We start from the raw sequence: 22,353 nt of genomic DNA, 5'->3' as shown, positions 1-22,353 counted from the left end.
GATGCTCGACGATCTTCTGCCTTTTTATAACAGCGAACTGCGCTTCATGCGCGACATGGCGAAGGCGTTTGCCGAGGCGAACCCCAAGATCGCCGGCAATCTGCGTATCTCCGCCGATGCGGTCGACGATCCGCATGTTGCCCGCCTGATCGAGGGTTTCGCCTTTCTCAACGCGCGCATCCGGATGAAGCTCGACGATGATTTTCCCGAGCTGACGACCGCGATGCTGGACATCCTGCATCCGCACTATCTCCGCCCCTTCCCCTCGACCGCGATCATGGAGGTCGCGCCCCGCACCGGCATGACCGCGCACCGCATCCTGCCGGCCGGGACCGAAATCCTGACCGAGCCGGTGGACGGCGAACCGGTCCGCTTCCGCACCGCCTATCCGATCGATCTCTGGCCGATCGAACTGACCGCCGCGCGCGTCAGCGGCCTGCCGTTGCAGGCGCCCCGCAACCCGCGGGCGCCCAACGCCGCCGCCGTGCTGCGCCTGTCGCTGCAGTCCACCACCACCGATGTGCCGTTCAGCGCGCTCGGCGTCGATACCCTCCGCTTCCACATCCACCGCGATGCCCGCACCGCCCAGATGCTGTACGAACTGGTGGTTGGCGGGACGATATCGATCGCCCTGGCCGACAGCGCGGTCGATGACGATCCGGTGCTGCTGGATCGTGCTGCCGTCCGTGCCGTGGGGTTCGACGAAGCCGAATTGCTGCTCCCGCTCGCGACGGGCGCCGATCCTGCGCATGCGCTCCTTACCGAATATTTCGCCTTTCCCGAAAAATTCCTGTTCTTCGATATCGGCGGCCTGTCGGCCAAGACGCTGCGCGACGCGGGCGAGACACTGGAAATCTTCCTCTATCTCGACCGGTTCGACGCCAGCCTCGAACGGCTGGTGACGAAGGAGGATTTCCGGCTCTTCGCCACCCCCGTTATCAATCTCTTCCCGCAGCCCGCCGAACCGGTGCGCCTCAATCCCGGCCGCTACGAACATCGCATCGTCGCGGACGCACGGCGCGAATCGACCACCGAAATCTATGCGATCGATCAGGTCCGCGTCGCCGACCGCGCCGGCATCGAACAGGCCTATCGCCCCTTCTTCGCGATCGGGCGCGATCGTGAAACCGACGACCTCCGCTATTGGCAGGTCAATCGCCGCGAAAGCCTCCATGCGGCTGGCGGCGGCGATGTCTGGTTGGCGACGGTCGATACGTCGGGCCAGTCCGTCGCCGATGCCGATCATGTCGCGTCGATCGACTGCACCTGCACCAACCGTGATCATGCGGCCAATCTGCCGTTCGGCGGCGGCCGCCCGACGCTCAGCCTCACCCAGTCCAGCGCGCTGATCGACCGCGCGACGCTGGTCACCGCCCCCACCGCCACGCTGCGCCCGAAACGCGGGCATGGCACGCTCTGGCGGCTGGTCTCGCTGCTGTCGCTCAACCAGATGAGCGTCGCCGAACCCGAACTCGCGCTCGACATGGTCCGGGAACTGCTCGGCCTGCACGATCCGGTTGCGGGCAGCGGGCGTCAGGTTGTGGTCGAACGCCTTGTCGCGATCACCAGCCGCCCCGCCACCGCCCGCGCGCCCGCCGGCGGCCGGATCGCCTTCGTTTCGGGAACGGAGATCACCTTGCTGTTCGACGATCGCCGCCTGTCCGGTTCGGGCACCTTCCTGCTCGGCGCGGTGCTCGACCGCGTGTTCGCGTCGATGGCCGCGATCAACGCCTTCAGCCGCACCCGGCTCCAGCTGAAGGGGGAAAAGGACGCGTGGCATAGCTGGCCGTCCCGCACCGGCACTCGCGCGATCCTGTGACGACGCCGGAAACCCTGCCCGCGCCGGTCGCGGCCCCGCCGGCCGGCGCCACCACCACCGACGCCGAATTCTTCCAGGCCGTCCGCCTGATCCTCGACGCCTGTCGATCCGCGCGCGGCCCCGGGCACCAGCTGGGCGACGACACCCGCGCGCCGGACGAACCGATCCGCTTCCACGCCGCCGACGGCATGCGGCATCCCGTTGCCGAAATCACCGACATCGCGCGGAAACATCCCGATGCCGCGATCGACATGACCGTCGCCTTCATGGGCCTGACCGGGCCCAGCGGGGTGATGCCCGATCATTACTCCGATCTGGTGGTCGAACGCCGCCGCGCGCGCGACGAAGGCTTCGGTCAGTTTCTCGATCTCTTCAACCACCGCACGCTCAGCCTGTTCTACCGCGCCTGGGCCAAATACCGCCTGCCCGTGCGGTTCGGGGAGGTCGACGCCAGCGGCCAGCCCGCCGATCCGTTCGCGCGCGCGCTTGCCGCCATCGCCGGACTTTCGGGTGCCGGCGGCGATCCCCGGCTGCTGCCGATGGCCGGCGCGCTGTCGCGGCGGGTTCGGTCGGCGGGGGCGCTCCGCCGCGTCCTCACCGCGCTCTACGATCTGCCGATCGAGATTCTCGAAATGCGCCCGCGCTGGATCCGCATCGATCCCGACGAACGCAGCCGGTTGGGATCGGCCCGGCCCGGCGCCTTTTCGGGACTCGGAACGGATGGCGTGATCGGTACGACCGCGCTCGATCTCACCGGGCGGTTTCGCGTTCGCATCGGCCCGCTCGACCTTCCTACCTTCCGCAGCTTCTTCACGCCCGACGGCCCCCGCCACCAGCTGACGCGCACGATCGCGCTCGCGGTCGGCGGCGCCGTCGATTTCGATCTTCAGCTGGTACTGCGAGGCGACGCCGTACCCGGCCTGCGGCTCAGCGATCCGGCGCGACCCGCGCATCTGGGTCAGAACAGCTGGCTGATCGCCACGCCGGGCACGATCGATCGCGAAGATGCAACATTGCCGGGGCATAGCCCAGCCCGCGCCGCTATTTGAAAAGGCACGGAAAAGGCGGGAACTCCGGCGGCGGTTCGAGGTTCCTGTACCTAAATCAGTCGTTGCGTACCCGTTTCGTGCGCGCGCAAGGGGGGAATTGCAGGGCATGAATCTGAAGACCCTCATCGGACGGCTCGATCCCGCGGCGCGCACGGCGCTGGAATCGGCGGTCGCTCTGGCGATGGGGCGCACCCATTATGATGTCGAGGTCGAACATTGGCTGCTCAAACTGGCCGAGCGGACCAGCGGCCCCGTTCCCACCATCCTCGCGCGCTTCGATATCGATCCCGGCCGCTTGGCGGATCAGCTGACCGCCACGCTCGACCGGTTCAAGACCGGCAATGGCCGCCCGCCCGCGCTGTCCCCACGCATCGTCCGCCTAGTGCGGGAGGCATGGCTGTTCGCCTCGGTCGAACAGGAGGCCGGCAACGTCTCGCCCGGCCATCTGCTGGTGGCGCTGCTCGCCGATCGCGATCTGTCGGCGCTCGCTCGTGATGCCGCGCCGCTGCTCGGCCGGATCAACGCTGAAATCCTGTCGACGCAGTTTGCTGAGATTGCCGACCCGTCCGATCCCGCGACCGCGCCCGCCTCCGCTGGCGGTGAACCCGCCGCCCCACCTTCCTCGACCGGCGGCAAGGCGCTCGATACCTATTGCATCGATCTCACCGCACGCGCCCGCGCCGGCGCGATCGATCCCGTTTTGGGTCGCGATGCGGAAATCCGCCAGATCATCGACATCCTCACCCGTCGCCGGCAGAATAATCCGATTCTAACGGGCGAGGCGGGCGTCGGGAAGACCGCAGTGGTCGAGGGGTTCGCACTTCGGATCGTCGCCGGCGACGTGCCTCCCGCGCTCCAGAATGTCCGGCTGCTCAGCCTCGACATGGGCCTGCTCCAGGCCGGTGCCGGCGTCCGCGGCGAATTCGAGAACCGCTTGAAATCGGTGATCGCGGAGGCGAAGGCATCGCCGACCCCGCTGGTCATGTTCATCGACGAGGCGCACAGCCTGGTCGGTGCGGGCGGCAGCGAGGGCCAGGGCGATGCCGCGAACCTCCTGAAACCCGCGCTGGCGCGTGGCGAACTGCGTACCGTCGCGGCGACCACCTGGGCCGAATACAAGAAATATTTCGAAAAGGACGCCGCGCTCAGCCGCCGGTTCCAGGTCGTGAAGATCGAGGAACCCGACGAGACTGCCGCAATCGGCATGATGCGCGGGCTCGTCGCCACGCTGGAGGGGCATCATGGTGTCCGCATTCTCAACGAAGCTGTGGAGGCCTGCGTGCGCCTGTCCCACCGCTATATCTTCGACCGGCAATTGCCGGACAAGGCGATCAGCCTGCTCGATACCGCCTGCGCCCGGGTTGCGATGAGCCAGGCGGCGACCCCGCCTGCGCTGGAGGACGCCAGTCGCCGGGTTGATGCGCTTGCGGTCGAGCGGGATATTCTCCTGCGGGAGTCGGCCGGCGGGATCGACCATGCCGCCCGGCTCGATACGATTGCGGCGGATCAGGCAGCGATGGTGGACGAGATCGCCCGGCTGAATGCGCGCTGGCAGGCCGAACGCGATCTGGTGGCGGTGCTGAAGGCGGACCGGATTGCACTTGGCAGTGAGGCGTCGGACGAAGCGGCCCGTGTTGCGATGCAGGAACGGACCGCCACCAACATCGCGGCGCTTGAAACGCTGCAGGGCGAGCGACCGATGGTGTTCGACCAGGTCGATCGCAACGCCGTCGCCGATGTCGTCGCACTCTGGACCGGCATCCCGGTCGGCCGGATGGTCGCCGACGAAATTCGTGACGTCCTCAACCTCGAATCGCTGATGGCGCGGCGTATCCGCGGTCAGGATCAGGCACTGGCCGCGATCGGATCGGCCATGCGCGCCTCCCGCGCCGGGCTCACCGACCCGCGCAAGCCCACCGGCGTGTTCCTTATGGTCGGGGTCTCCGGCGTCGGCAAGACCGAGACGGCGCTCACGCTTGCAGACCTGTTCTACGGCGGCGCCAACAACATGACCGTCATCAACATGAGCGAGTTCAAGGAAGAGCATAAGGTTTCGATGCTGCTCGGCGCCCCCCCCGGCTATGTCGGCTATGGCGAGGGCGGCGTGTTGACCGAGGCGGTGCGCCGCAAACCGTTCGGGGTCGTTTTGCTGGACGAAATGGAAAAGGCGCATCCCGGCGTTCAGGACGTCTTTTACCAGTTGTTCGACAAGGGCCGGATCAAGGACGGCCAGGGCCGCGACATCGATTTCCGCAATACCATGCTGATCATGACGTCCAACGCGGGATCGGACATGATCGAAAAGCTCTGTGCCGACCCCGAAACCATGCCCGATGCCGCCGGATTGGCCGCGGCGCTGCGCCCCGCCCTGCTCAATCATTTTCGCCCCGCTTTCCTCGGTCGGGTTACGGTCGTCCCCTATTTTCCGCTTACGTCGGACATCATTCTGGAAATCATCGGTCTGGCGCTGAACCGCGTCGCCGATCGCATCCGCGCCAGCTACGGTGCCACACTGGGCTGGTCCGATGCGGTGGTCGATCTTCTCGCGTCGCGGTGTACCGAAACCCAGAGCGGCGCGCGCAATGTCGAGGCGGTGATCGCAAACGGCATCATACCCGACCTTTCGGCTATGATTTTGCAACAAAGACAGGACAACGCCACCCACAATCATGTCGAAATTGTGGTAGACGCGTCCGGAGGTCTGAAATACAATTGGGCCGTTGCATGAGAGTTTAGGGTGACGATCCTTAAAAGGAACGGACCCGTAACAAGATAGTTGAGGCCACATCCCGTCCATTTCGCAAGGAGGCGCAGATGCCCGTTTACATGAAGCTCGGAAGCCTGAAGGGCGCCGTTACATCCGGTCCGTACAAGGATTGGATTGAAGTCGATTCGTACAGCTGGGGATTTTCGGTCGCGGTACAGACGACGGTCGGCGCATCCGGCAACCGTCTCTCTGCTGGCAAGGTGACGCCGGGCGACCTGCATCTGGTCAAGCGCCAGGATGACACCACGACGCAATTCATGCTGCAGGCGCTGCAGGGCAAGAACACCGAAACCGCGACGCTGGCGGTCACGGTGCAGGCGTCCGACAGCGGCGAAGCCAAATATATCGAATATGTCATGAAGAACGTGATCTGCTCGTCCTTCTCCACGGCCGGCAGCACGGGTTCGGGCGAACCGATGGAAAATATCTCGCTCAACTTCTCGTCGGTCGAATTCAACCAGTTCCTGAAGGACGAAGCCAATAACGAGCGCGCGGTGCGAGGCGGCTACGACTTCACCAAGGCCGCAAAGGTCTGATCCGGTCGGGGGCGCCGCAATGCCGACATTCTGCCGCGGCGCCCCTCGATCGTCTCGACGCATGGCGCCGCGCCCGCAATTGCCCTGTTTTCCCCATAGGATGATGTGAAGGATGGGCGCGCGCGACGGCAACCGGTTTCTCCACATCCTCGAAGCTCCGGGCGATGTGCAGAATTACAAGCTCTTCCGGATGGAAGGGCAGGAGCAAATCTCTACCGCCGAAGGATTTCGGCTCACGATCCGGTCGGAAGGCGATGTGCCCCCGGCCTCCGCATGGCTCAATGCATCGATCACCTTTTCGCTCGGCATGTCCGACGACAGCGAACGCCGCATCAACGGCCGCTGTGCGCGGTTCGAACATCTGTATCACAAGGGTAATTATGTCGAATTCGCGATTCTCGTCGAACCGGCTTTCGCCGCGCTCAAACTGACGCGCGACCGTCGGCTGTTCACCGACAAGAGTCACAAGCAGGTTGTCGAAACGATCCTGCGCGAACATCAGATCACCTTCGACGACAGCCGTTACGGCCCGTCTCAGACCAGGCCATACATCGTCCAGCAGGACGAAAGCGATTTCGATTTCATCTGCCGGTTGCTCGCCGACGAAGGCGTCTTCTATTATTTCCGCTTCGACGAAGGCGCCGCACCCTACAAGCATCGGATGTCGATCGCGGGCGATCCCGCCGGCTATTATGACGGCGATCCCTTTCAGTTGTCCTTCCGCCGTGATCATCTGCTCCGGGGGCTCCAGGATCTGCAGATGGGCTATGACTCCGCGCCCGCGGCGGTGATGACCCATGATTATGATTTCAAGAAACCGGGCGACCTGTCCCCCATCAAGGCGCCCAGCAAGCTCGATTGGGCGGCGCGCAATGGCCATGTCTATCATTGGGCGACCGATTACGAGGATCCAGGCGCCGGCCGTGATCGCGCGAAGCTGCGGATCGAGGGTGCCGAAAGTGCGGCGGTGATCATGCGCGGCACCGGTTCCTATGTCGCATTCGCGCCCGGCGCGCGATTCCAGGTCGACGATACCCGACTGGATCCGCGCGAACGCCGCATCGTCATACGCTCCGTCCACCACGACGCGTTCGATCCCTACTCCAGCGCGGAAGGTGAGCCGCATTACAGCCAATCGTTCGAAGCACAGCCCAGTACCCAGCCGTTCCGCCCGAAACGCAGCGTCGCTCCGGTCGCATCGCGTGGCCCGCAGACCGCGACCGTCGTCGATCAAACTGATCCGGAGGGTTATGGTCGGGTCAAGATCAAGTTCCACTGGGACCGCACCGGCGCCTCCACCTGCTGGGTGCGCGTGCTCCAGCAATGGGCCGGCGATGGCATCGGATCGCAGTTCGTGCCGCGTCCGGGCATGGAGGTGCTGGTCGATTTCATCGACGGTCGCCCGGATCGCCCGGTCATCGTCGGCTCGCTCTTCAACGGCCGCAACAAACATGCTTTCGCCGTTCCCGCCAACCTCACCCAGGCCGGCTTCCGCACGTTTGGCGACGGCGGCAAGGTCAATGAATTCCTGTTCGAGGACAAGGGCGGCGGCGAGGAGATCTACCTTCACGCCGGCCGCGATTTCCGACGCGACGTCAAACAGAATGAGAGTTCGCGTATCGTTGGCACGCAAGCCGTACGTGCACAAAACGTGGATATCAAAGTCGAAAATCGGATTGATCTACGTGCGGATCAAGCGATCAACATCAGTGTTGGCGCCAGCAAGATCACGATAACCAGTGGTGGAATCTGGATTGATGCTCCCGTCGTAAACATCAATACCGGAACATCTCCTGCTTTCCCGAATCTGGCAGAACCACCCGCAGCAAAGGCCGTTGGCCCTGCACCGGCCCCGCCGGCCATTGCGGCTGGTCCAGGCTCTGGCGCGGCGGCGCCCCCTCCAACGCCGTCGGCCGAGGCTCTCGCAAAGAAATTGGTCCAGCCCGGCGGATCAGCCACTCAGACAGATGTTAACGCAGTCGTCGGCGAATTGAAGAAAATGCCGGTTCCCGCTCTGCAGTCGCTCGAAAAATCCAACGTGAAAGTGATAGCCGCCCGGGGATCCGTTACGGATTACGCTACCGAGCTGAAAGGCGTACAACCACGAGGCTGGCCGCCGGGAAAGACTTGGGACAGTGTTCCCGGCGCCTATATGCCGGGTCATAATGCTGTCGTTATTGCAACAACGGGCAGCGGGGCAAACACACATGTTCCAACGACGGGGAACGGGCACGGATCGGTGAGTCTTGTTGTTCACGAAGCGACACATGCCATCGACAACAACATTGGAGCTAAGCTGAATTCGTCGAATGCGACATTTCTTTCGGCACGCGCAAAAGATTTGGGAGTTTTATCTGCGTATGAAAGTCAACCAGGGATCGCAGGCCCTTCTGAGACCTATGCGGAAAGCGCGGCTCGGTTTTACGGAGGATCGAATGTCAATTCTAAGACGCCCGCTTTGGATGCTTATTGGCGCGCCAATCCTCTTGGCGGGAAGTAGCTGCATGGCGCAATCGGAGAAAAATGATAAGCACTCAACGGTCAAACCACAGGAGAAGACCATGGAGTCGATTGGATCAGCCTCTCAAGAGGAAGATGGAACAATCGTTCTCCTGCTTCGAGCTGATACTTCAGGTGGCGCGGTGGGCGACGCTCAATTCCGATATACTCCATCAGATCCGGATTATGCGATGATCAAAGCTCATGTTGGACCAATTCCCAAGAACGGATCAGTACCAGTTAGGCCATTCCCTGAAAAGAAATAACATCAATTTCCAGTTGATGTTGTTATCTTTCAAAAAGCTGGATACGGGGCAGCATTTCACGCTGGATGCATGAATCGATATGTCGCAAGATTTAGTTTGACGTATTTGCCTTTCCAATCCGTCGCTCTTCCGTAAAGACCTGCTTCCCCGACGCCAAGGACTCCCCCTGATGCGCCTGCGCCTGTTCCACCGGGACGACCTGACCAACCAGATCGACAGTCGCACGCTGGACGAAGGCGAATTGTCGATCGGGCGGGACGCGCGCGCGGACTGGACGGTGGCGGATCCGGAGCGCGGCATTTCGCGCAACCATCTGACGATCGTCTGCCGCAACGGCTCGGTCACGGTGCGCGATACCAGCGCGAACGGCGTGTTCCTGGGCGAACCGCGCCAGCGGATCGAGCGGGATCGGCCGGTGCCGGTCGGCCCGGGCGAGAGCATTCATTTCGGGCATTTCGTGCTGATGGTGGAGGATGGCGCATCCGACAGGCGCACCGGCATCGATCCGATACCGCCCGCCGCGGTGGAGCGTGGTTCGCCGTTCGGCGCGCCCGCCGGGCTGGAGGCTCCACATCCCGAACCTCGGCACCGCCGGCTGGACCCCTTTGGCAGTGCGCTGCGCCCCGATCCGCTGGTGGGCGGGGAACATCGGCCCCGGGACGATGGCGACAGCGATGTTTGGGAACGCCGCTCCGATGGACGGCGTGACGACTGGAATGCCGCCGCGGCCAACCGCCGGCCGGACCCACCGAAGATCGGCGGCGACCGCGAATGGGTCGTCCCGCCGGCCGAACCTGCCGACGCGGGCTATGGCTTCGACGCGCCGTTCTCCAGCCCGATCCTGCATCAGCCGGCGGTCTCCGCCCGCGCGACCGAGATCCCGTCGGACTGGGACATGGTCGAACCCGCCGCCGCAGACGTGGCGCCACCGCCCGCGCCGCCGCCTGGCATCGCCGCATCGCCGGTCGCGATCCCGCCCGATCCTGCCCCCGCCCCGCGCACGCCAACACCGCCGCCCACCCCCGCTGGCCCCACCCCCGCTGGCGACGACACGCTGTTCGACGCCTTTTGCGCCGGCGCTGGCCTGTCGCCCACCGCCTTCGCGATGGAAGACCGGGCGGCCGTGATGGAACGGCTGGGACAGGTCTATCGCCAGGCGATCCTGGGGCTGGCGGACGTCATGGGCGAACGTACCGCGTTGAAGGACGCGTATCGCATGAGCCGCACGGCGGTGCGACCGGAAGCCAACAACCCCTTCAGGTGGGTGCCGCCGCAACGGATCGCGGTCGATCTGCTGCGTACCGACGACAGTGGCTACACCACTGGCGCGCCCGCCGTGCGGGATGCGTTTCATGAGGTCAAATCCCACCTGCTCTGCATGCTGGCCGGCATGCGGGCGGCGCTGGGCGCCACCTTCGACATTCTCGGTCCGGATGACATCGAACGGCGCATCGCCGGCCGCAACTATCTGATCCGGGCGCAGCGCGATGCCGCCGCCTGGACCGAATATGCCGAACGCCACGCCGCCGTCCGGCACGAAGCGGAAGACAGCAGCGAAGGCGCGATCAACGCCGCCTTCCGTTCGGCCTATGAACGACAGCTTGAAGAAATCCGGGTTTACGGGCCCCGGCGTTGATCCGATACCGGGCGCAACACCAGGATCGTCAGCCGTGCTGCGGAGGGGAATGACTGGCCATGTACTGGCATAACAAAGTTCTGTGGTCGGAAGGCATGTTCCTGCGGACCCAGCATTTCCAGCAGTTCGAACGCTATCTGGAACGTCAGACCGAAAGCACCGCGCGCTGGCTTGACCCGCTTGCCTGGGGGTTCGTGAAGCTGGAGATCGACGAGGCACTGCTGCGCACCGGCAAATTCGCGCTGTCCGCCGCCGCCGGCATCCTGCCTGACGGCACGCTGATTGACCTGCCCGGTTCCGACGACCATCCGCTGCCACTCACCCCACCGGGCGATCTGTCCAATGCCATCATCCATCTCGCGCTGCCGATCCGCCGGGCGGGAGCATTCGATTCGCGCCTTGCGCCGGAAAGCGGCCAGCCGCTCCGCTGGGTCGGGCAGGAGGTCGAGATCAACGATGTCATCGCCGGGTCGGAGGGATCCGCTCCGATCACGGTGGCAAAGCTCGACCTGCGGCTGATGCATGATCAGCAGGAACTGTCGGGCTACATCACTTTGCCGGTCGCGCGGCTGATCGAGAAGCGGGCCGACGGCGCGCTCATCCTTGATCCCGATTTCATTCCGACGGCGATCGGCTGCTCGGTGTCCGCACGGCTGACCAGCCTGATCGCGGAGGTGCGTGGGCTGCTTCAGCATCGCGGATCGGCGATAGCCGCCCGCCTCGCCAATCAGAGCGGGCGCAGCGTCGCGGAAATCAGCGACTTCCTCGTGCTGATGCTCGTAAACCGCAACGAAGCGATCATCCGTCATCTTGGTGCGTTGCCCGATATCCATCCCCAGGAGCTGTACCGCACATTAGTCGGGCTGGCGGGGGAACTTGCGACCTTTACTGAAACGGGCACCAATCGCCCGCCGTCTTTCCCGGACTATCGCCACAATGATCTTCAGGCCAGCTTCGCGCCGCTGGTGGCCTTCCTCCGCGAAGCGCTGAGCGCGGTGTTCGAACAGACCGCAATCCCGATTCCACTGGAGGACCGGGCCTATGGCATCCGCGTTGCGAAGGTCAGCGACCGGTCGTTGTTCGCGGACTGCATGTTCGTATTGGCGGCTCGGTCCAGCATCGACGGCGAACTGATCCGCGCCAACCTGCCGAAACGCACGACGATCGGCGCGGTGGAACGCATCCGCGATCTCGTCAATCTGCAACTGGGTGGCGCCCCGATCCGCGCACTACCGGCCGAACCGCGCCAGATCCCGTTCCGCGCCGGCATGATCTATTTCGAGGTCAACGCCAATTCGGACGATTGGCAGCTGATCGAACGCTCGGGCGGGATCGCGGTCCATGTCTCGGGTGACGTTCCCGATCTTGAGCTGGAACTCTGGGCCATTCGCGGGCGCATCCGGTGACCCCACGCAACCCGTTCGAACCCGATGAGGGCGACCGCACCATCATCGGCCGTCCGAGTGCGACCCCGCCCGGCCCCGCGCCAGCGGACGACGGCGATCGCACGCAGATCCGTACTCCGGGCCAGACACCTCCCGCCGGTTCCAGTCCGTTCGATCCTGTGCCCGCCAGCCCCTATGCCACGACCCAACCGCCGTCTCCGGCACGCCAGGCGGACAGCCCCTTCAGGCCCGCGCCGCTGTCCCTGGATCAGTTCCAATCGGCCAGCGCCAATCCGCTGCTTGCGGCGGGTGCTCCGCTGATCGTGCTCGCCAATACGCTGCGCGGCGTCACGGATCATCCCGACATCGTCCGCCTGCGCCGCACCATCGTCGACGACTTGCGCCGTTTCCAGGCGCGCACCCGCGAACTGGGCGTGGGCGAGGAGGAGGTGCGATATGGCCACTACGCCTTGTGCGCGCTGATCGACGAGGTCGTGCTTTCCACCCCTTGGGGCACGCGCGGCAGCTGGGGCAAACAGACGCTGGTCGCGACGTTCCATAACGAAGTCGTCAGCGGCGACCGCATGTTCGAGGTTGCCGACGCGCTGGAGGCGCGCCCCGGCCGTTCGCCCAACCTGCTCGAACTCATCTATGTCTGCTTCTCCTTCGGGTTCGAAGGGCGGATGCGGCTGGAACGCGGCGGCGCGAACAAGCTCGCGCAGCTGCGCGACCGCCTCTATGGCGCGATCCGCAACCTGCGCGGCCAGGTCGAACGCGGCCTCTCCCCAACGTGGAAAGGGATCGACGCCGCCTATCAACCGATCGCGCGCCGCACCCCGCTCTGGGTCTGGCTCGCCGGGTTCGCGGTGCTGCTGCTGGCGCTTTATGCCGGCTTCCTGCTGCGGCTGGCGTCGCTGGCCGATCGCGCGCTCGAACCGCTGGCCGCCACCTACCGTGCCGGTCCGGCCACGCTCAACCGCACCGCGCCCGCGCCGCCCTCAGACGACCGGCTGTTCCGCACCATCCTCGATATCCTCAAACCCGATATCAATGCCGGCCGCGTGCAGGTCTCCGACGATCCCGCCTCGGTGCTGGTCCGGATGCGGGACAAAGGGCTGTTCCCCTCCGGCTCGGCCGATCTCGATCCCGGCTATGGCGAAACCATCGCGCGCATCGCGCAGGCGATCAACCTCACCGTCGGACAGGTCGCGCTGACCGGCCATACCGACGATCGCCGCATCGCCTCGCTGCGCTACCCGTCCAACCAGTCGTTGTCCGAAGCGCGGGCGGCGGCGGTGGTCGCGGCCTTGGTGACGGACGGCATCCCGGATGACCGGCTGGTGCCCAGCGGCGTCGGCGCCACCCAGCCCGTCGCCGACAATGGCGACGAACCCGGCCGCCGGCAGAACAGACGCGTGGAGATTGTCATTCCCAAAACCTACGCACCGCAGGACGGCCAATGAACGGCTGGTACTGGTTGAACTGGGTTCGGCGCCTGTTCGTCCGCCCGCCGCGCTGGGTGCTGATCGCGCTCGGCATCCTGCTGGTCGCCTTGCTGATCTGGTTCGTTGGCCCGCTGATCGCGATTGCGGGCCACGTCCCGCTCGGCAATCCCTGGGTCCGGCTCGGCGTCATCGCGCTGGTCGTGCTCGGCTTCGTCGCGCGCCATTACTGGAAACGCTGGCGCGCCGGCGCCCGCAATCGCCAGATGATGACGGAGCTGGGCGACACCCCCGCCGCCCCCGCCGTCGCGCCCAGCGAAGCGCTGGCGGCGGAGGACATCGCCGCGATGGAGGAACGCGCGGCCAAGGCGCTGGCGCTGATGCGCGACACCCGTGTCGGCAAGAACCGCGAATATGTCTACGAACTGCCCTGGTACGTCATCATCGGCCCGCCCGGCGCGGGCAAGACGACCGCGCTCCAGAACAGCGGCCTGGACTTTCCGGCGGCGCAGGCGCTGGGCGAGGGTCCGGTGCGCGGCATAGGGGGTACCCGCACCACCGAATGGTGGTTCACGGATCAGGCCGTGCTGATCGACACCGCCGGCCGCTACACCACGCAGGACAGCGACGAAGCGGTCGATGCCAAGGCGTGGCGCGGCTTTCTGGACCTGCTCAAGCGCCACCGCCCGCGTCAGCCGATCACCGGCGTGCTGGTCGCGATCTCGGTCACCGATCTGACCGGCCTCGACGAAAGCGCCGCCACGCTCCACGGCCGCGCCATCCGCCAGCGCATCAACGAGGTGCAGGACGCGTTCGGTGTCCGCACCCCGGTCTATGTGCTGGTCACCAAACTCGACCTGCTCGCCGGCTTCACCGAATTTTTCGACGACATGTCCGCCAGCGACCGGGAACAGGTCTGGGGCGACACCGGCAGGATCGCGAACGGCACGCAGCCGCCGGTCATGGCCGGCTTCGACGCCGCGTTCAACGGCTTGGTGGAACGGCTGGACCAGCGCCGGCTGATGCGAATGCAGGCCGAACAGGATATGCAGCGCCGCGGGTTGATCTTCGCCTTTCCCGAGCAATTCGCCTCCCTGCGCGAACCGCTGTCGCAGATGCTGCGCATCATCGCGCAGGAAACCAAGTTCGAACCCGCGCCCTTTGTCCGGGGCTTCTACTTCACCAGCGGGACGCAGTTCGGCCGCCCGATCGATCGGCTGCTGGGCGCGCTCGCCACCCGGTTCGGGCTGCCGCTCGGCACCGGCCGGCACGAAGCCGCGCGCGGCCGCAGCTATTTCCTGCGTGACGTGTTGGCACGGGTCGTCTTCCCTGAATCCGCGCTCGCCGGGCGCGATGTTCGTACCGAACGCCGCGACTGGCGGCGCAAGGCTGCCGTCATCGGCGCGGCCGGGCTGGCGACCTTGCTGCTCGCCGCCTTCTGGCTCGCCGCCTATGTCCGCAATGCCAACCTGCTGGCGGAACTGGAAACAAGCGCCGCCGGGCTCCAACGCAGCGTCGCCGCCCTTCCACCCGGCACGATCAGCGACAGCGACGTGCTTCAGATCCTGGATCCGCTGAACCGCGCCCGCGTCTTGCCGTTCGCCAGCACCGCCGCGCCCGATCTGCGTACCGCGGGCTTTTCCTGGGGGATCGGCCGAGCCGCCGATGTGCGGCCGCAGGTCGACGGGGCCTATCGCAACCTGCTTAACCGCCAGTTCCTTCCCCGACTGCTGCTGGGGCTGGAGGATCAACTGACCGCGCTGACCGGCGGCTTGCCTGACGACAAGGTCGATCCGCGGCCGCAAAGCTATGCGCTGCTGCGGCTCTACCTGATGCTCGGCCGCAACCCCGGCGCGCCGCTGGACCGCGCCGCCATCCTCGCGGCGTTTGACGATCGTTGGGCGGACCAGTTCCCGAACGAGGATCAGCGCCCGGTTCGTGATGCGCTTCACCGACACCTCGTCAGCCTTCTGGGCGGTGCGATGACCCCGCCCGCGCTCAACGCCACACTAATCGCCGCGGCGCGGTCGCAGGTCGCCAGCCTCGGTCCGGGCGAACGCGTCTATACGCAGATGCTGAACGATCCCGGCCTCCGCGCGCTGCCGGAATTCACGCTGGCCGAAGTCACCGGGGTCGGCACCTCGCGGCTGTTCACCCGCCGCTCGGGCGCCTCGCTGAACAGCGGCGTACCCGGCATGTTCCGCCAGCGTTTCTTCTACACCAATGTCGCGCCCGCCATCGCCCGCTACGCCACGCAATCCGCCAATGAAAATTGGGTGACCGGCACGCCGGCCGCACCCAGCAGCCCGCTCAACAGCGAAGCCGGCCGGATCAAGGACGCGCTGCTTACCACCTATCTGGCGGATTTCACCCGCCGCTGGGACGCACTGATCGATGATACGATCGTCAGCGGCGAACGGCCGATGGATGAACGGTTGCAGGTCGCGGTCCGCCCGCCCTCCCCGGTCAAGGGGCTGTTCAACGCCTGGGCGCAGGAAACCGACCTCACCCCGCCATCGCTGACCAAGGGCAAGGGCGGTGCCGCCCTGAAGGTCGGCTCGATCTTCTCGCGCAACATCTATCGCGGGTTGCAGCGCGCGGATCAGGTTCGCTCCGCCGCCAATACCGCGCCGGCCGCGCCGCCGGGCCCATTGGACGAGGTGATCGAACATTTCCGCTGGCTGCGCGAGATGTCGCCGCCCTCGGGCCCCGCTCCCGTCGACGACGCGCTCATCGCGCTCACAGCGGTCGGGGAAACCGGTACCGCGCTCCGTTCGGCGGCGGGGCTGGGTGATCCACTGCTGCAACGGGATCGCACCGCCGGCGCGATGGCCGCGACCGCTCGGCTGGGTCAGGTCGCGGCCACGCTCCCGCCGGCCGCCGGCGCGCTGTTCAAGGGGTTCGTCACCGCATCAACCGGTGCGCTGAACGCGACCGCGCGGACCAGCATCAAGACTGCCTATCAAGGCGAGTTGCTGCCGGAATGCCGGTCGATCCTGGCACAAGGCTTCCCGTTCGGTCCCAACCGCGCGCGGCAGGTGTCGATCGATGATTTCAGCCGCCTGCTCAGACCTGGCGGTCTGGTAGACACCTTTCAGAAGACCAACCTTGCCGGCCATGTCGACATCCGCAGTTGGACGCTTACCTCCTCCGGTCGCGCGCTCGGCCTCTCGCCGGCCGCCATTCGGGAATTCCAGAAAGCCGACCATATCCGCACAGCCTTCTTCAAACCCGGCGACATCCGCCCGAACGTCCGCTTCCTGATCGAACCCATCCGGATCGATGGCGATGCCAGCGCGGTCACGATCACGGTCGACGGCACGCCGGCGACCTTCGATCGTGCCGGACGCCGCGGTGTCGAACTGCGTTGGCCGGGATCGGTGCCCGGCGTCACGCTCAGCGTCCAGCATCAGGGTGCCGCGGCGCCCAGCGTCCGCACCTGGACCGGCGATTGGGCGTTCTCGCAGATGCTGGCCGATATGCGGCTACGGTCCGTCAATCGCACCGGCTTTGTGTTCGACATGCGGGACGGCGGCGCGACCGGCAGCTTCCGGGTTCGCATCCTCAATACCGTCAACCCGTTCATGCTTCCGGATCTGCAGAGCTTCGCATGCCCGGCGACGCTCTGACCGCGCCCACATCCGGCATGTTCGGCAAGCTGCCGGCGCATGGCGATTTCATCCGCCGTGGGGACGCGGCGGTCATTGCCCGGCTCGACGGCTGGCTCTCCGCCGAACTGGCACGGATCGCGGCCGCCGATCCGCACGCATTGGACGATCGACTGGCGACCTTGCCCTGCTGGCGCTGGATTGCGGCGCTCGACCTCGGTGTCCTGTCTGGCGCGATCGGCCCCAGCCATGATCGTGTCGGGCGCTGCTATCCGCTGATCTTGTTCACTACCACGCCCGTTTCGGACGCCTGGTTCGACGCGGCGGACGCCGCGATCATGGCCGACAGCGGGAGCGCCGCCGATGCGCTTCTTGCCGCATTGCCCATGGACCCGCCCCCCGCGCCCGCGCCGTTCGGCTGGTGGCGGTTCGTGGCAGACCGCAGGATTGACGGTCCAGACGCTGCCCTGCCGGCGGGCGCGATGTTCGACGCACTCTGGGATGTGGATTCGGACGCGGAGGCGCGCGCATGACCTCGGGCGGCTTTGATTTTCATACGGTGGATCGCACCCATGTCGGCCGGGTTCGCAAGTTGAACGAGGATCGCCTGATTTCGCGTCCGGCGCTCGGCCTATGGGCAGTGGCGGACGGCATGGGCGGGCATCAGGCGGGCGATCTCGCCAGCACCATGCTGGTTGAAGCCTTGGCCGACGTGGCCCCGCTCGGCTCGGGCTATGCTTTTCTTGATACCGTTCAGGAAAGCGTCCAGCGCGTGAACCGCACCCTGGTCGCACATGCCAGGCTGTCCCGCCCCGGCACGGTCATCGGGTCGACGCTGGTCGCGTTGCTCGCCTATGCCGGCCATTATGCCTGTTTGTGGGCGGGCGACAGCCGCGCCTATCTGCTTCGCCAGGGGCGACTGGAACAGATTACCCGCGACCACAGCATGGTGCAGGAGATGATCGACTCGGGCGCGCTCAATCATGCCGATGCGCGCACATTCGGTCGGTCGAACGTCATCACGCGCGCGGTCGGCGTCAATGATCGACTCGCGCTCGATCTGCATCAGGGTCCGATTCAACCGGGCGACCTCTTCCTGCTTTGTTCGGACGGGCTCACGACCATGATGGAAGATCATGAGATCGCAGACACCCTCCGGCGCGAAGTTCCTGAGGACGCCGCCGATGCCCTGCTCCGGATCACGCTCGACCGCGGCGCCAAGGACAATATCAGCTTCATTCTGATCCGCGCCGACGCTGCCGTCGACGACACGCTGCGGCTTCAGGTCGCCGGCGACTGGCCGGGACCCAGCTTCCGCTAAACCTCGCCTCCGGACGTAACGCCTCCCTGGAACGCGGCGCAGCCGTTCAGGATGCTGGAACCGGGATGACCTCGCGCGTGGAAATCCAACCGCGGCTCTCGCGCCCTCCCGACGAGGGATAGGCGACATGCAGCATCTCGCCGCGCCGGGCGATCACACCCACGACATCACCTGCCACTACATAGGGGCCGCGCGCCGCCCGCCCCGTGGCGGTCGGGCGCAGGACGGCCCTACCCCGCGCGACCCGCACCAGCGTGGACCAGTTGCCGGGCGCGGTACGGTCCAGTTCGACGACATTCGCCCGCACGGATGGCAGCACATCGCCGCACCCCGGCACGTCGCTTACACCCGGCAGATCCAGGCTGATCCCCGCCGGGGTCGGGCGCAATGTTCCGCGCAGCCTGGTTCCGCCGTGTGTCCTCGCCTGGATCATGACCTGTCCGGTCAGCCCGCGCGCCCCCGCAATGGTGAAGGCGCAGGATCGTGTCACGGCCTCGCCCCGCTCCTGCCGGAACGCGCCGGTCACCGATCCATCGGGTGCGACTGCCAACATCATGCCCTCGTAAAGTCCGGATTGCAGCGCGACCGGCGGCGCACTGGTCGCGGCGGTCGCCATCAGCATCGTGGCGGCAGCTGCATATTTCATATTCGGCATCATCGTCATTGCCCGCCATGCTTCTTGTACGCACGCTCGATGCGAAGCGCGCCAGTGTCCCGACCGAGGTTGCCCACAAATGAAGGCGCTGGAGCGCGGGGTCCGTGAGCTACTTCAGCCAACGAGACTCTACGCCAGGCGTCTGCATTTTGCTCAGGCGGAACTCGACCGTCCGTCCCGGCCATAACCGTGTTCATTGACGATCACCGCTATCCCTATGGGATCGAGCCGATCTGCCGTCTCGGGTTGAAATCGACCGCCATCCGGGTTGCTGTTAACTGCGAGCGGCAGGCGCCTGATCGGTGCGGCAGCCGCTCAGGTCACGCGCGATAGCAGCAGGATTGCCCCGTTATACCAGTTGATTCGCAAGCGATGTCCGTCCTGGACCACATGCATATCGGGCGGCCCGAACTGTCCCTCGCCACATCCGACGCTTCCATCCGGCCCGACCTGCGGGCCGGGGCAGGTGTCGGTAAAGAAACCACCTTCATGTGGTTCCCACGCCAATCGATCCGGCGCGACTGACAGCACCGCACCCATGAGCGCCGGATCATTCGCGTCGACCGCCGACACCGGACCGGGTGCGACCTCCACCCCGGTCACGCGCCACCGGCCGGCCAATTCCTCGACCATGGTTGGAGCGTTTGACGTGTCCGCATCGAGTGTTACGGCCTTTTCGCCCCGTGCGGCGGGTACCGCAGGCGCAATCGGATCATCCTGCGCAACCCTGCTTGCTGCAGGCACGGTGTTGACCGATGCCTCATCGACGGTGGGATCAGAAGGCCCACATGCCGCAAGCCAAAACAGCAAGATCAAAAGTAGCGGCCGCATTAGAATGCAATCTCGATCTGGCGGATAATAGCGGTTGACCGGTACCGGCGCGTCTCCGTTGCACCCGCTGGATAGAGGCCCACTCGACCGTTTGGCCCAAGGCGTGGATTGACGACGCAGCCCTTGCCCTGCCAACCAGCCAGGACCTGTTCCAGAGCGGGCGCGTCGATCTGCTCCACCTGCGTTTCTGGATTGTAGCTCAGCTGGATCGGTCCGATCGAACGGGCCGCAACGGCCAGCGGAACACCCGGCCGCACACCGGGCATCAACTCAAACCTGGGCGACAGCAGCTCGACCGTCGCGAGCAGCCGACCCGCCGTGCGCGGGTAATAGCTCACGATCATCAGCGGGGCGCCTCCCTCGGTGACGCGCAGCTGCCGTCGTGATGGATCGGTTCCGGTCCCGTCTTGAAATGTGGCGCTCGGAAAAGCCCGCGCGATGGCCTGCCGGGCCGCAGCGAGCGTCGTGTCTGCCGTTAATCGCTGTGCCCCGATGGCACACGGCGCCAGCGGAAACGGGGTCGCAGCAGGTGCGGCGCCAGCACCTATCAGAAGCGCCGCAACGCCACCCATCAGGACGAATCGCGTCACAGGCTCAGGCCGCGCCATCGACCAGAACATAATAGAAGCTCCTTTGCTGCGGCGCCCATTTGCGAAGCGTCGCAAAGAACCGCGCATGTTCGACCGGAGGCAATGTCTGACAGCCCATTGACCAGGTATTGCTCGCGCCACCGATGTGGATGTGCATGCCCCCAGCAGCCGGGACGGCAGATACCGGGTCGGTACCTCCCAAACGGTTGTCATGATTGGTATCTCGCCCGACGCGGTAACTGTGCCGTTGATCGATCTTCAACGCTGCTGCTTTCAGGAACGTACCCAGCACGTAATGCACCGTCTGTCCGGTCATCAAGACACCCAGGTCGCCGCGCCCGTCCCTGTTCGCGTCCGGCGGGCGCTTCGTGGGGTCGGGATGGTGGACATATTGCGTGCTGGGTTCGGTGTTGCACCGGAAGGTCGCGGCGTCGATCGATCCTGCCACCTGCCGTACGATGACCATCGCGTCGTCGTACGTGCCGTTACCCCGATTGGAGTCGAACGCGGTCGGTGTTCTCAAGCCGACGATCACCAGGTCACCAGCCGCCAAAGCAGCCTGCGCAGATGCATCGCCGCGCGTTCGGATGATGTCTGCGAACCGGTTGCCGCCCGATGCTCCGCCAGCCGGAGCCGTCATATGCTGCAACGGTACGCCCGCACGCGAGGGTGCGGTGGGCAGTGCGGCCGGTGTCCCGGCCAGTGCGGCACGATTGAACATGGCCACTTCTCGCCTGCGGCGATCCACCAATCCCCTTGAGACCTTTCCGCCAGACTTGCGCCACATGTGGAATGCTTCGGCGGCGCCAGCATAGTCCTGCTGGTTCAGGCGGCGGCGCACTTCGCTGTTACGGAAATTGGGTTCGCCGATATTATATACCAGGGACGTCAGCGCATCGCGCTGGTTCTGGGTGAGCGGCACAGTCACCTCCCGCCGCACGGTTTCCACCGCGGGGCGGAGCGAACGGACGAGCAATGCCTGTTCCTGCCGCTCGGTCAGGACAACCGTATCCCTGTTTTCAGCCACGAACTTGCGCGCATCCTCGCCCGACAGGCCCGCGGCGCGCGACGCTGCCTCTGCCTGAGGCGCCGAAACCCCGACATCCCCCAGTTCCCGCACGATCTGATCCGGCGTTCGATACCGCATGTCGTATCCCGCACCCAGCGTGACTCCACTTGATCCCTGGGGCCAGTGCAGCCGTTCGCTGACGCCATCGACATGTTCGCCGTGGTAGATGAAATCGAAACCTGCGGCCGACACGCCCGGCGCAGGGCTGGGGCCATTCGCCGGCGCCACCACACGGGGTCTGTTCGCGGCTGTGGGGTTGTGAGATGCGCGTGCGCCGTTCGCGATTGCTGCTGGCGACGCTGCCCCCTTGTGCGGGCCCTGCGAACGGCCGTGGGCATGCGCGCCGGCCGGCATATGGACCGTTTGCCCCGGCCTGATCAGGTTCGGCTGGGTGATCTGCTGGTTGGCATGCAGCAGGGCGGAGAGCGTGACGCCGTGATCCTGCGCAATGGTTGCAAGAGACTCGCCGGGACGCACGATATGCGTGGTCACCGCTCTTTGCTTTGCTGGATGAACGCTGGCCATTGCTCCAACTTCTCCTGTTGCCGACGAGGCGGGTGTCCGTATCCTGACACCACATCCTTCTCAGAATATGTATGATATCCAACCATGACAACCTTAATGCAAGTGATCAGCTTCATCTGCAAATTATCGATCTGGATCGCTTTGTCTGAGGTGCCCCCCCTAAATGACCTGACAAGGCTTGATCGGCCCCCACCGAGTGGTCCGGTTTGATTGTTAGAGCGTGACCGGATCACGTTGGTGCGTACCCTGAGTTGACGAGGTAGTTGCTGCATTCGTCGGGCGAGAAGCAGTCGAGGAGGGAGCCGATACGCTTCCATGTTGCATTGACGGATCGCTCGTCTGCTTTGCGCAACAG

15 protein-coding genes, 2 pseudogenes and 1 other annotated feature are annotated in these 22,353 nt (G+C 65.4%); of the genes and pseudogenes, 12 read left to right on the top strand and 5 right to left on the bottom strand.

Annotated elements, in window-relative coordinates; genetic code table 11:
- Window position 1: 1 nt before the first annotated feature.
- The 11 genes from tssF to VF649_RS09470 all read left to right on the top strand — a co-directional run bounded on the left by tssF (window position 2) and on the right by VF649_RS09470 (window position 18,328).
- A complete protein-coding gene (gene tssF / locus VF649_RS09520; RefSeq protein ID WP_331011723.1) occupies window positions 2-1,819 on the top strand; it encodes a type VI secretion system baseplate subunit TssF in 1,818 nt (605 codons plus the stop codon).
- Complete coding sequence (gene tssG, locus VF649_RS09515; protein WP_331011722.1) at window positions 1,816-2,868, top strand: type VI secretion system baseplate subunit TssG; 1,053 nt, start codon at window positions 1,816-1,818, stop codon at window positions 2,866-2,868. The genes tssF and tssG overlap by 4 nt, the downstream gene beginning before the upstream one ends.
- A 106-nt stretch (window positions 2,869-2,974) precedes the next feature.
- A complete protein-coding gene (gene tssH / locus VF649_RS09510) occupies window positions 2,975-5,596 on the top strand; it encodes a type VI secretion system ATPase TssH (RefSeq protein WP_331011721.1) in 2,622 nt (873 codons plus the stop codon).
- Between the two features lie 86 nt (window positions 5,597-5,682).
- Window positions 5,683-6,171, top strand: coding sequence for a type VI secretion system tube protein Hcp (locus VF649_RS09505; protein WP_331011720.1), 489 nt, complete (start codon window positions 5,683-5,685; stop codon window positions 6,169-6,171).
- A gap of 112 nt (window positions 6,172-6,283) precedes the next feature.
- A complete protein-coding gene (gene tssI / locus VF649_RS09500) occupies window positions 6,284-8,671 on the top strand; it encodes a type VI secretion system tip protein TssI/VgrG (RefSeq protein WP_331011719.1) in 2,388 nt (795 codons plus the stop codon).
- A 434-nt stretch (window positions 8,672-9,105) separates the two neighbouring features.
- On the top strand, window positions 9,106-10,572 hold the full coding sequence (gene tagH / locus VF649_RS09495; RefSeq protein ID WP_331011718.1) for a type VI secretion system-associated FHA domain protein TagH: 1,467 nt from the start codon (window positions 9,106-9,108) through the stop codon (window positions 10,570-10,572).
- 59 nt (window positions 10,573-10,631) lie between these two features.
- The gene (tssK, locus tag VF649_RS09490; protein ID WP_331011717.1) at window positions 10,632-11,978 is read left to right on the top strand and encodes a type VI secretion system baseplate subunit TssK; all 1,347 of its coding nucleotides are present in this window, start codon (window positions 10,632-10,634) and stop codon (window positions 11,976-11,978) included.
- Window positions 11,975-13,420: a type IVB secretion system protein IcmH/DotU gene (gene icmH / locus VF649_RS09485; protein WP_331011716.1), complete on the top strand. Its 1,446-nt coding sequence runs from the start codon at window positions 11,975-11,977 to the stop codon at window positions 13,418-13,420. Before tssK ends, icmH begins: the two co-directional genes overlap by 4 nt.
- Window positions 13,417-17,028 carry a type VI secretion system membrane subunit TssM gene (gene tssM / locus VF649_RS09480; protein WP_331011715.1) on the top strand — a complete coding sequence of 1,204 codons (3,612 nt, stop codon included), beginning with the start codon at window positions 13,417-13,419 and terminating at the stop codon, window positions 17,026-17,028. The genes icmH and tssM overlap by 4 nt, the downstream gene beginning before the upstream one ends.
- Window positions 17,010-17,540: a type VI secretion system-associated protein TagF gene (gene tagF, locus VF649_RS09475; protein ID WP_331011714.1), complete on the top strand. Its 531-nt coding sequence runs from the start codon at window positions 17,010-17,012 to the stop codon at window positions 17,538-17,540. The genes tssM and tagF overlap by 19 nt, the downstream gene beginning before the upstream one ends.
- Window positions 17,537-18,328 carry a PP2C family protein-serine/threonine phosphatase gene (locus VF649_RS09470; protein WP_331011713.1) on the top strand — a complete coding sequence of 264 codons (792 nt, stop codon included), beginning with the start codon at window positions 17,537-17,539 and terminating at the stop codon, window positions 18,326-18,328. The genes tagF and VF649_RS09470 overlap by 4 nt, the downstream gene beginning before the upstream one ends.
- A 46-nt stretch (window positions 18,329-18,374) precedes the next feature.
- Here the strand turns inward: VF649_RS09470 and VF649_RS09465 are convergent, their stop codons facing one another.
- Window positions 18,375-18,974: a hypothetical protein gene (locus tag VF649_RS09465; protein WP_331011712.1), complete on the bottom strand. Its 600-nt coding sequence runs from the start codon at window positions 18,972-18,974 to the stop codon at window positions 18,375-18,377.
- Window positions 18,975-19,059: 85 nt separating this feature from the next.
- Here VF649_RS09465 and VF649_RS09460 point away from each other — a divergent pair.
- Window positions 19,060-19,224, top strand: a pseudogene (locus VF649_RS09460) (IS3 family transposase); the annotation flags it as partial.
- Window positions 19,127-19,227: a sequence feature (AL1L pseudoknot), on the top strand. It overlaps the preceding pseudogene by 98 nt.
- A 71-nt stretch (window positions 19,228-19,298) precedes the next feature.
- Here VF649_RS09460 and VF649_RS09455 read toward each other — a convergent pair.
- The 4 genes and pseudogenes from VF649_RS09455 to VF649_RS09440 form a co-directional block, all read right to left on the bottom strand.
- Window positions 19,299-19,616, bottom strand: coding sequence for a hypothetical protein (locus tag VF649_RS09455; protein ID WP_331011711.1), 318 nt, complete (start codon window positions 19,614-19,616; stop codon window positions 19,299-19,301).
- 197 nt (window positions 19,617-19,813) lie between these two features.
- Window positions 19,814-20,434, bottom strand: a complete 621-nt coding sequence (locus VF649_RS09450; RefSeq protein ID WP_331011710.1) for a hypothetical protein — start codon at window positions 20,432-20,434, stop codon at window positions 19,814-19,816.
- Window positions 20,409-21,998, bottom strand: coding sequence for a glycoside hydrolase family protein (locus VF649_RS09445; RefSeq protein WP_331011709.1), 1,590 nt, complete (start codon window positions 21,996-21,998; stop codon window positions 20,409-20,411). Before VF649_RS09445 ends, VF649_RS09450 begins: the two co-directional genes overlap by 26 nt.
- A 229-nt stretch (window positions 21,999-22,227) precedes the next feature.
- Window positions 22,228-22,353 (bottom strand): annotated as a pseudogene (locus tag VF649_RS09440) (IS630 family transposase); the annotation flags it as partial.

It is taken from the genome of Sphingomonas sp. (assembly GCF_036387535.1).
Classification (GTDB): domain Bacteria; phylum Pseudomonadota; class Alphaproteobacteria; order Sphingomonadales; family Sphingomonadaceae; genus Sphingomonas_R.
Note: the sequence above shows the minus strand (reverse complement) of the source record. Positions and strands in the feature narration are given on the sequence as shown.

Coding starts and splice junctions, on each gene's coding strand:
- tssF (WP_331011723.1), top strand. CDS start 2: ATGCTCGACGATCTTCTGCCTTTTTATAACAGCGAACTGCGCTTCATG.
- tssH (WP_331011721.1), top strand. CDS start 2,975: ATGAATCTGAAGACCCTCATCGGACGGCTCGATCCCGCGGCGCGCACG.
- VF649_RS09505 (WP_331011720.1), top strand. CDS start 5,683: ATGCCCGTTTACATGAAGCTCGGAAGCCTGAAGGGCGCCGTTACATCC.
- tssI (WP_331011719.1), top strand. CDS start 6,284: ATGGGCGCGCGCGACGGCAACCGGTTTCTCCACATCCTCGAAGCTCCG.
- tagH (WP_331011718.1), top strand. CDS start 9,106: ATGCGCCTGCGCCTGTTCCACCGGGACGACCTGACCAACCAGATCGAC.
- tssK (WP_331011717.1), top strand. CDS start 10,632: ATGTACTGGCATAACAAAGTTCTGTGGTCGGAAGGCATGTTCCTGCGG.
- tssM (WP_331011715.1), top strand. CDS start 13,417: ATGAACGGCTGGTACTGGTTGAACTGGGTTCGGCGCCTGTTCGTCCGC.
- tagF (WP_331011714.1), top strand. CDS start 17,010: ATGCCCGGCGACGCTCTGACCGCGCCCACATCCGGCATGTTCGGCAAG.
- VF649_RS09470 (WP_331011713.1), top strand. CDS start 17,537: ATGACCTCGGGCGGCTTTGATTTTCATACGGTGGATCGCACCCATGTC.
- VF649_RS09465 (WP_331011712.1), bottom strand. CDS start 18,974: ATGAAATATGCAGCTGCCGCCACGATGCTGATGGCGACCGCCGCGACC.
- VF649_RS09455 (WP_331011711.1), bottom strand. CDS start 19,616: ATGGTCGAGGAATTGGCCGGCCGGTGGCGCGTGACCGGGGTGGAGGTC.
- VF649_RS09450 (WP_331011710.1), bottom strand. CDS start 20,434: ATGTTCTGGTCGATGGCGCGGCCTGAGCCTGTGACGCGATTCGTCCTG.
- VF649_RS09445 (WP_331011709.1), bottom strand. CDS start 21,998: ATGGCCAGCGTTCATCCAGCAAAGCAAAGAGCGGTGACCACGCATATC.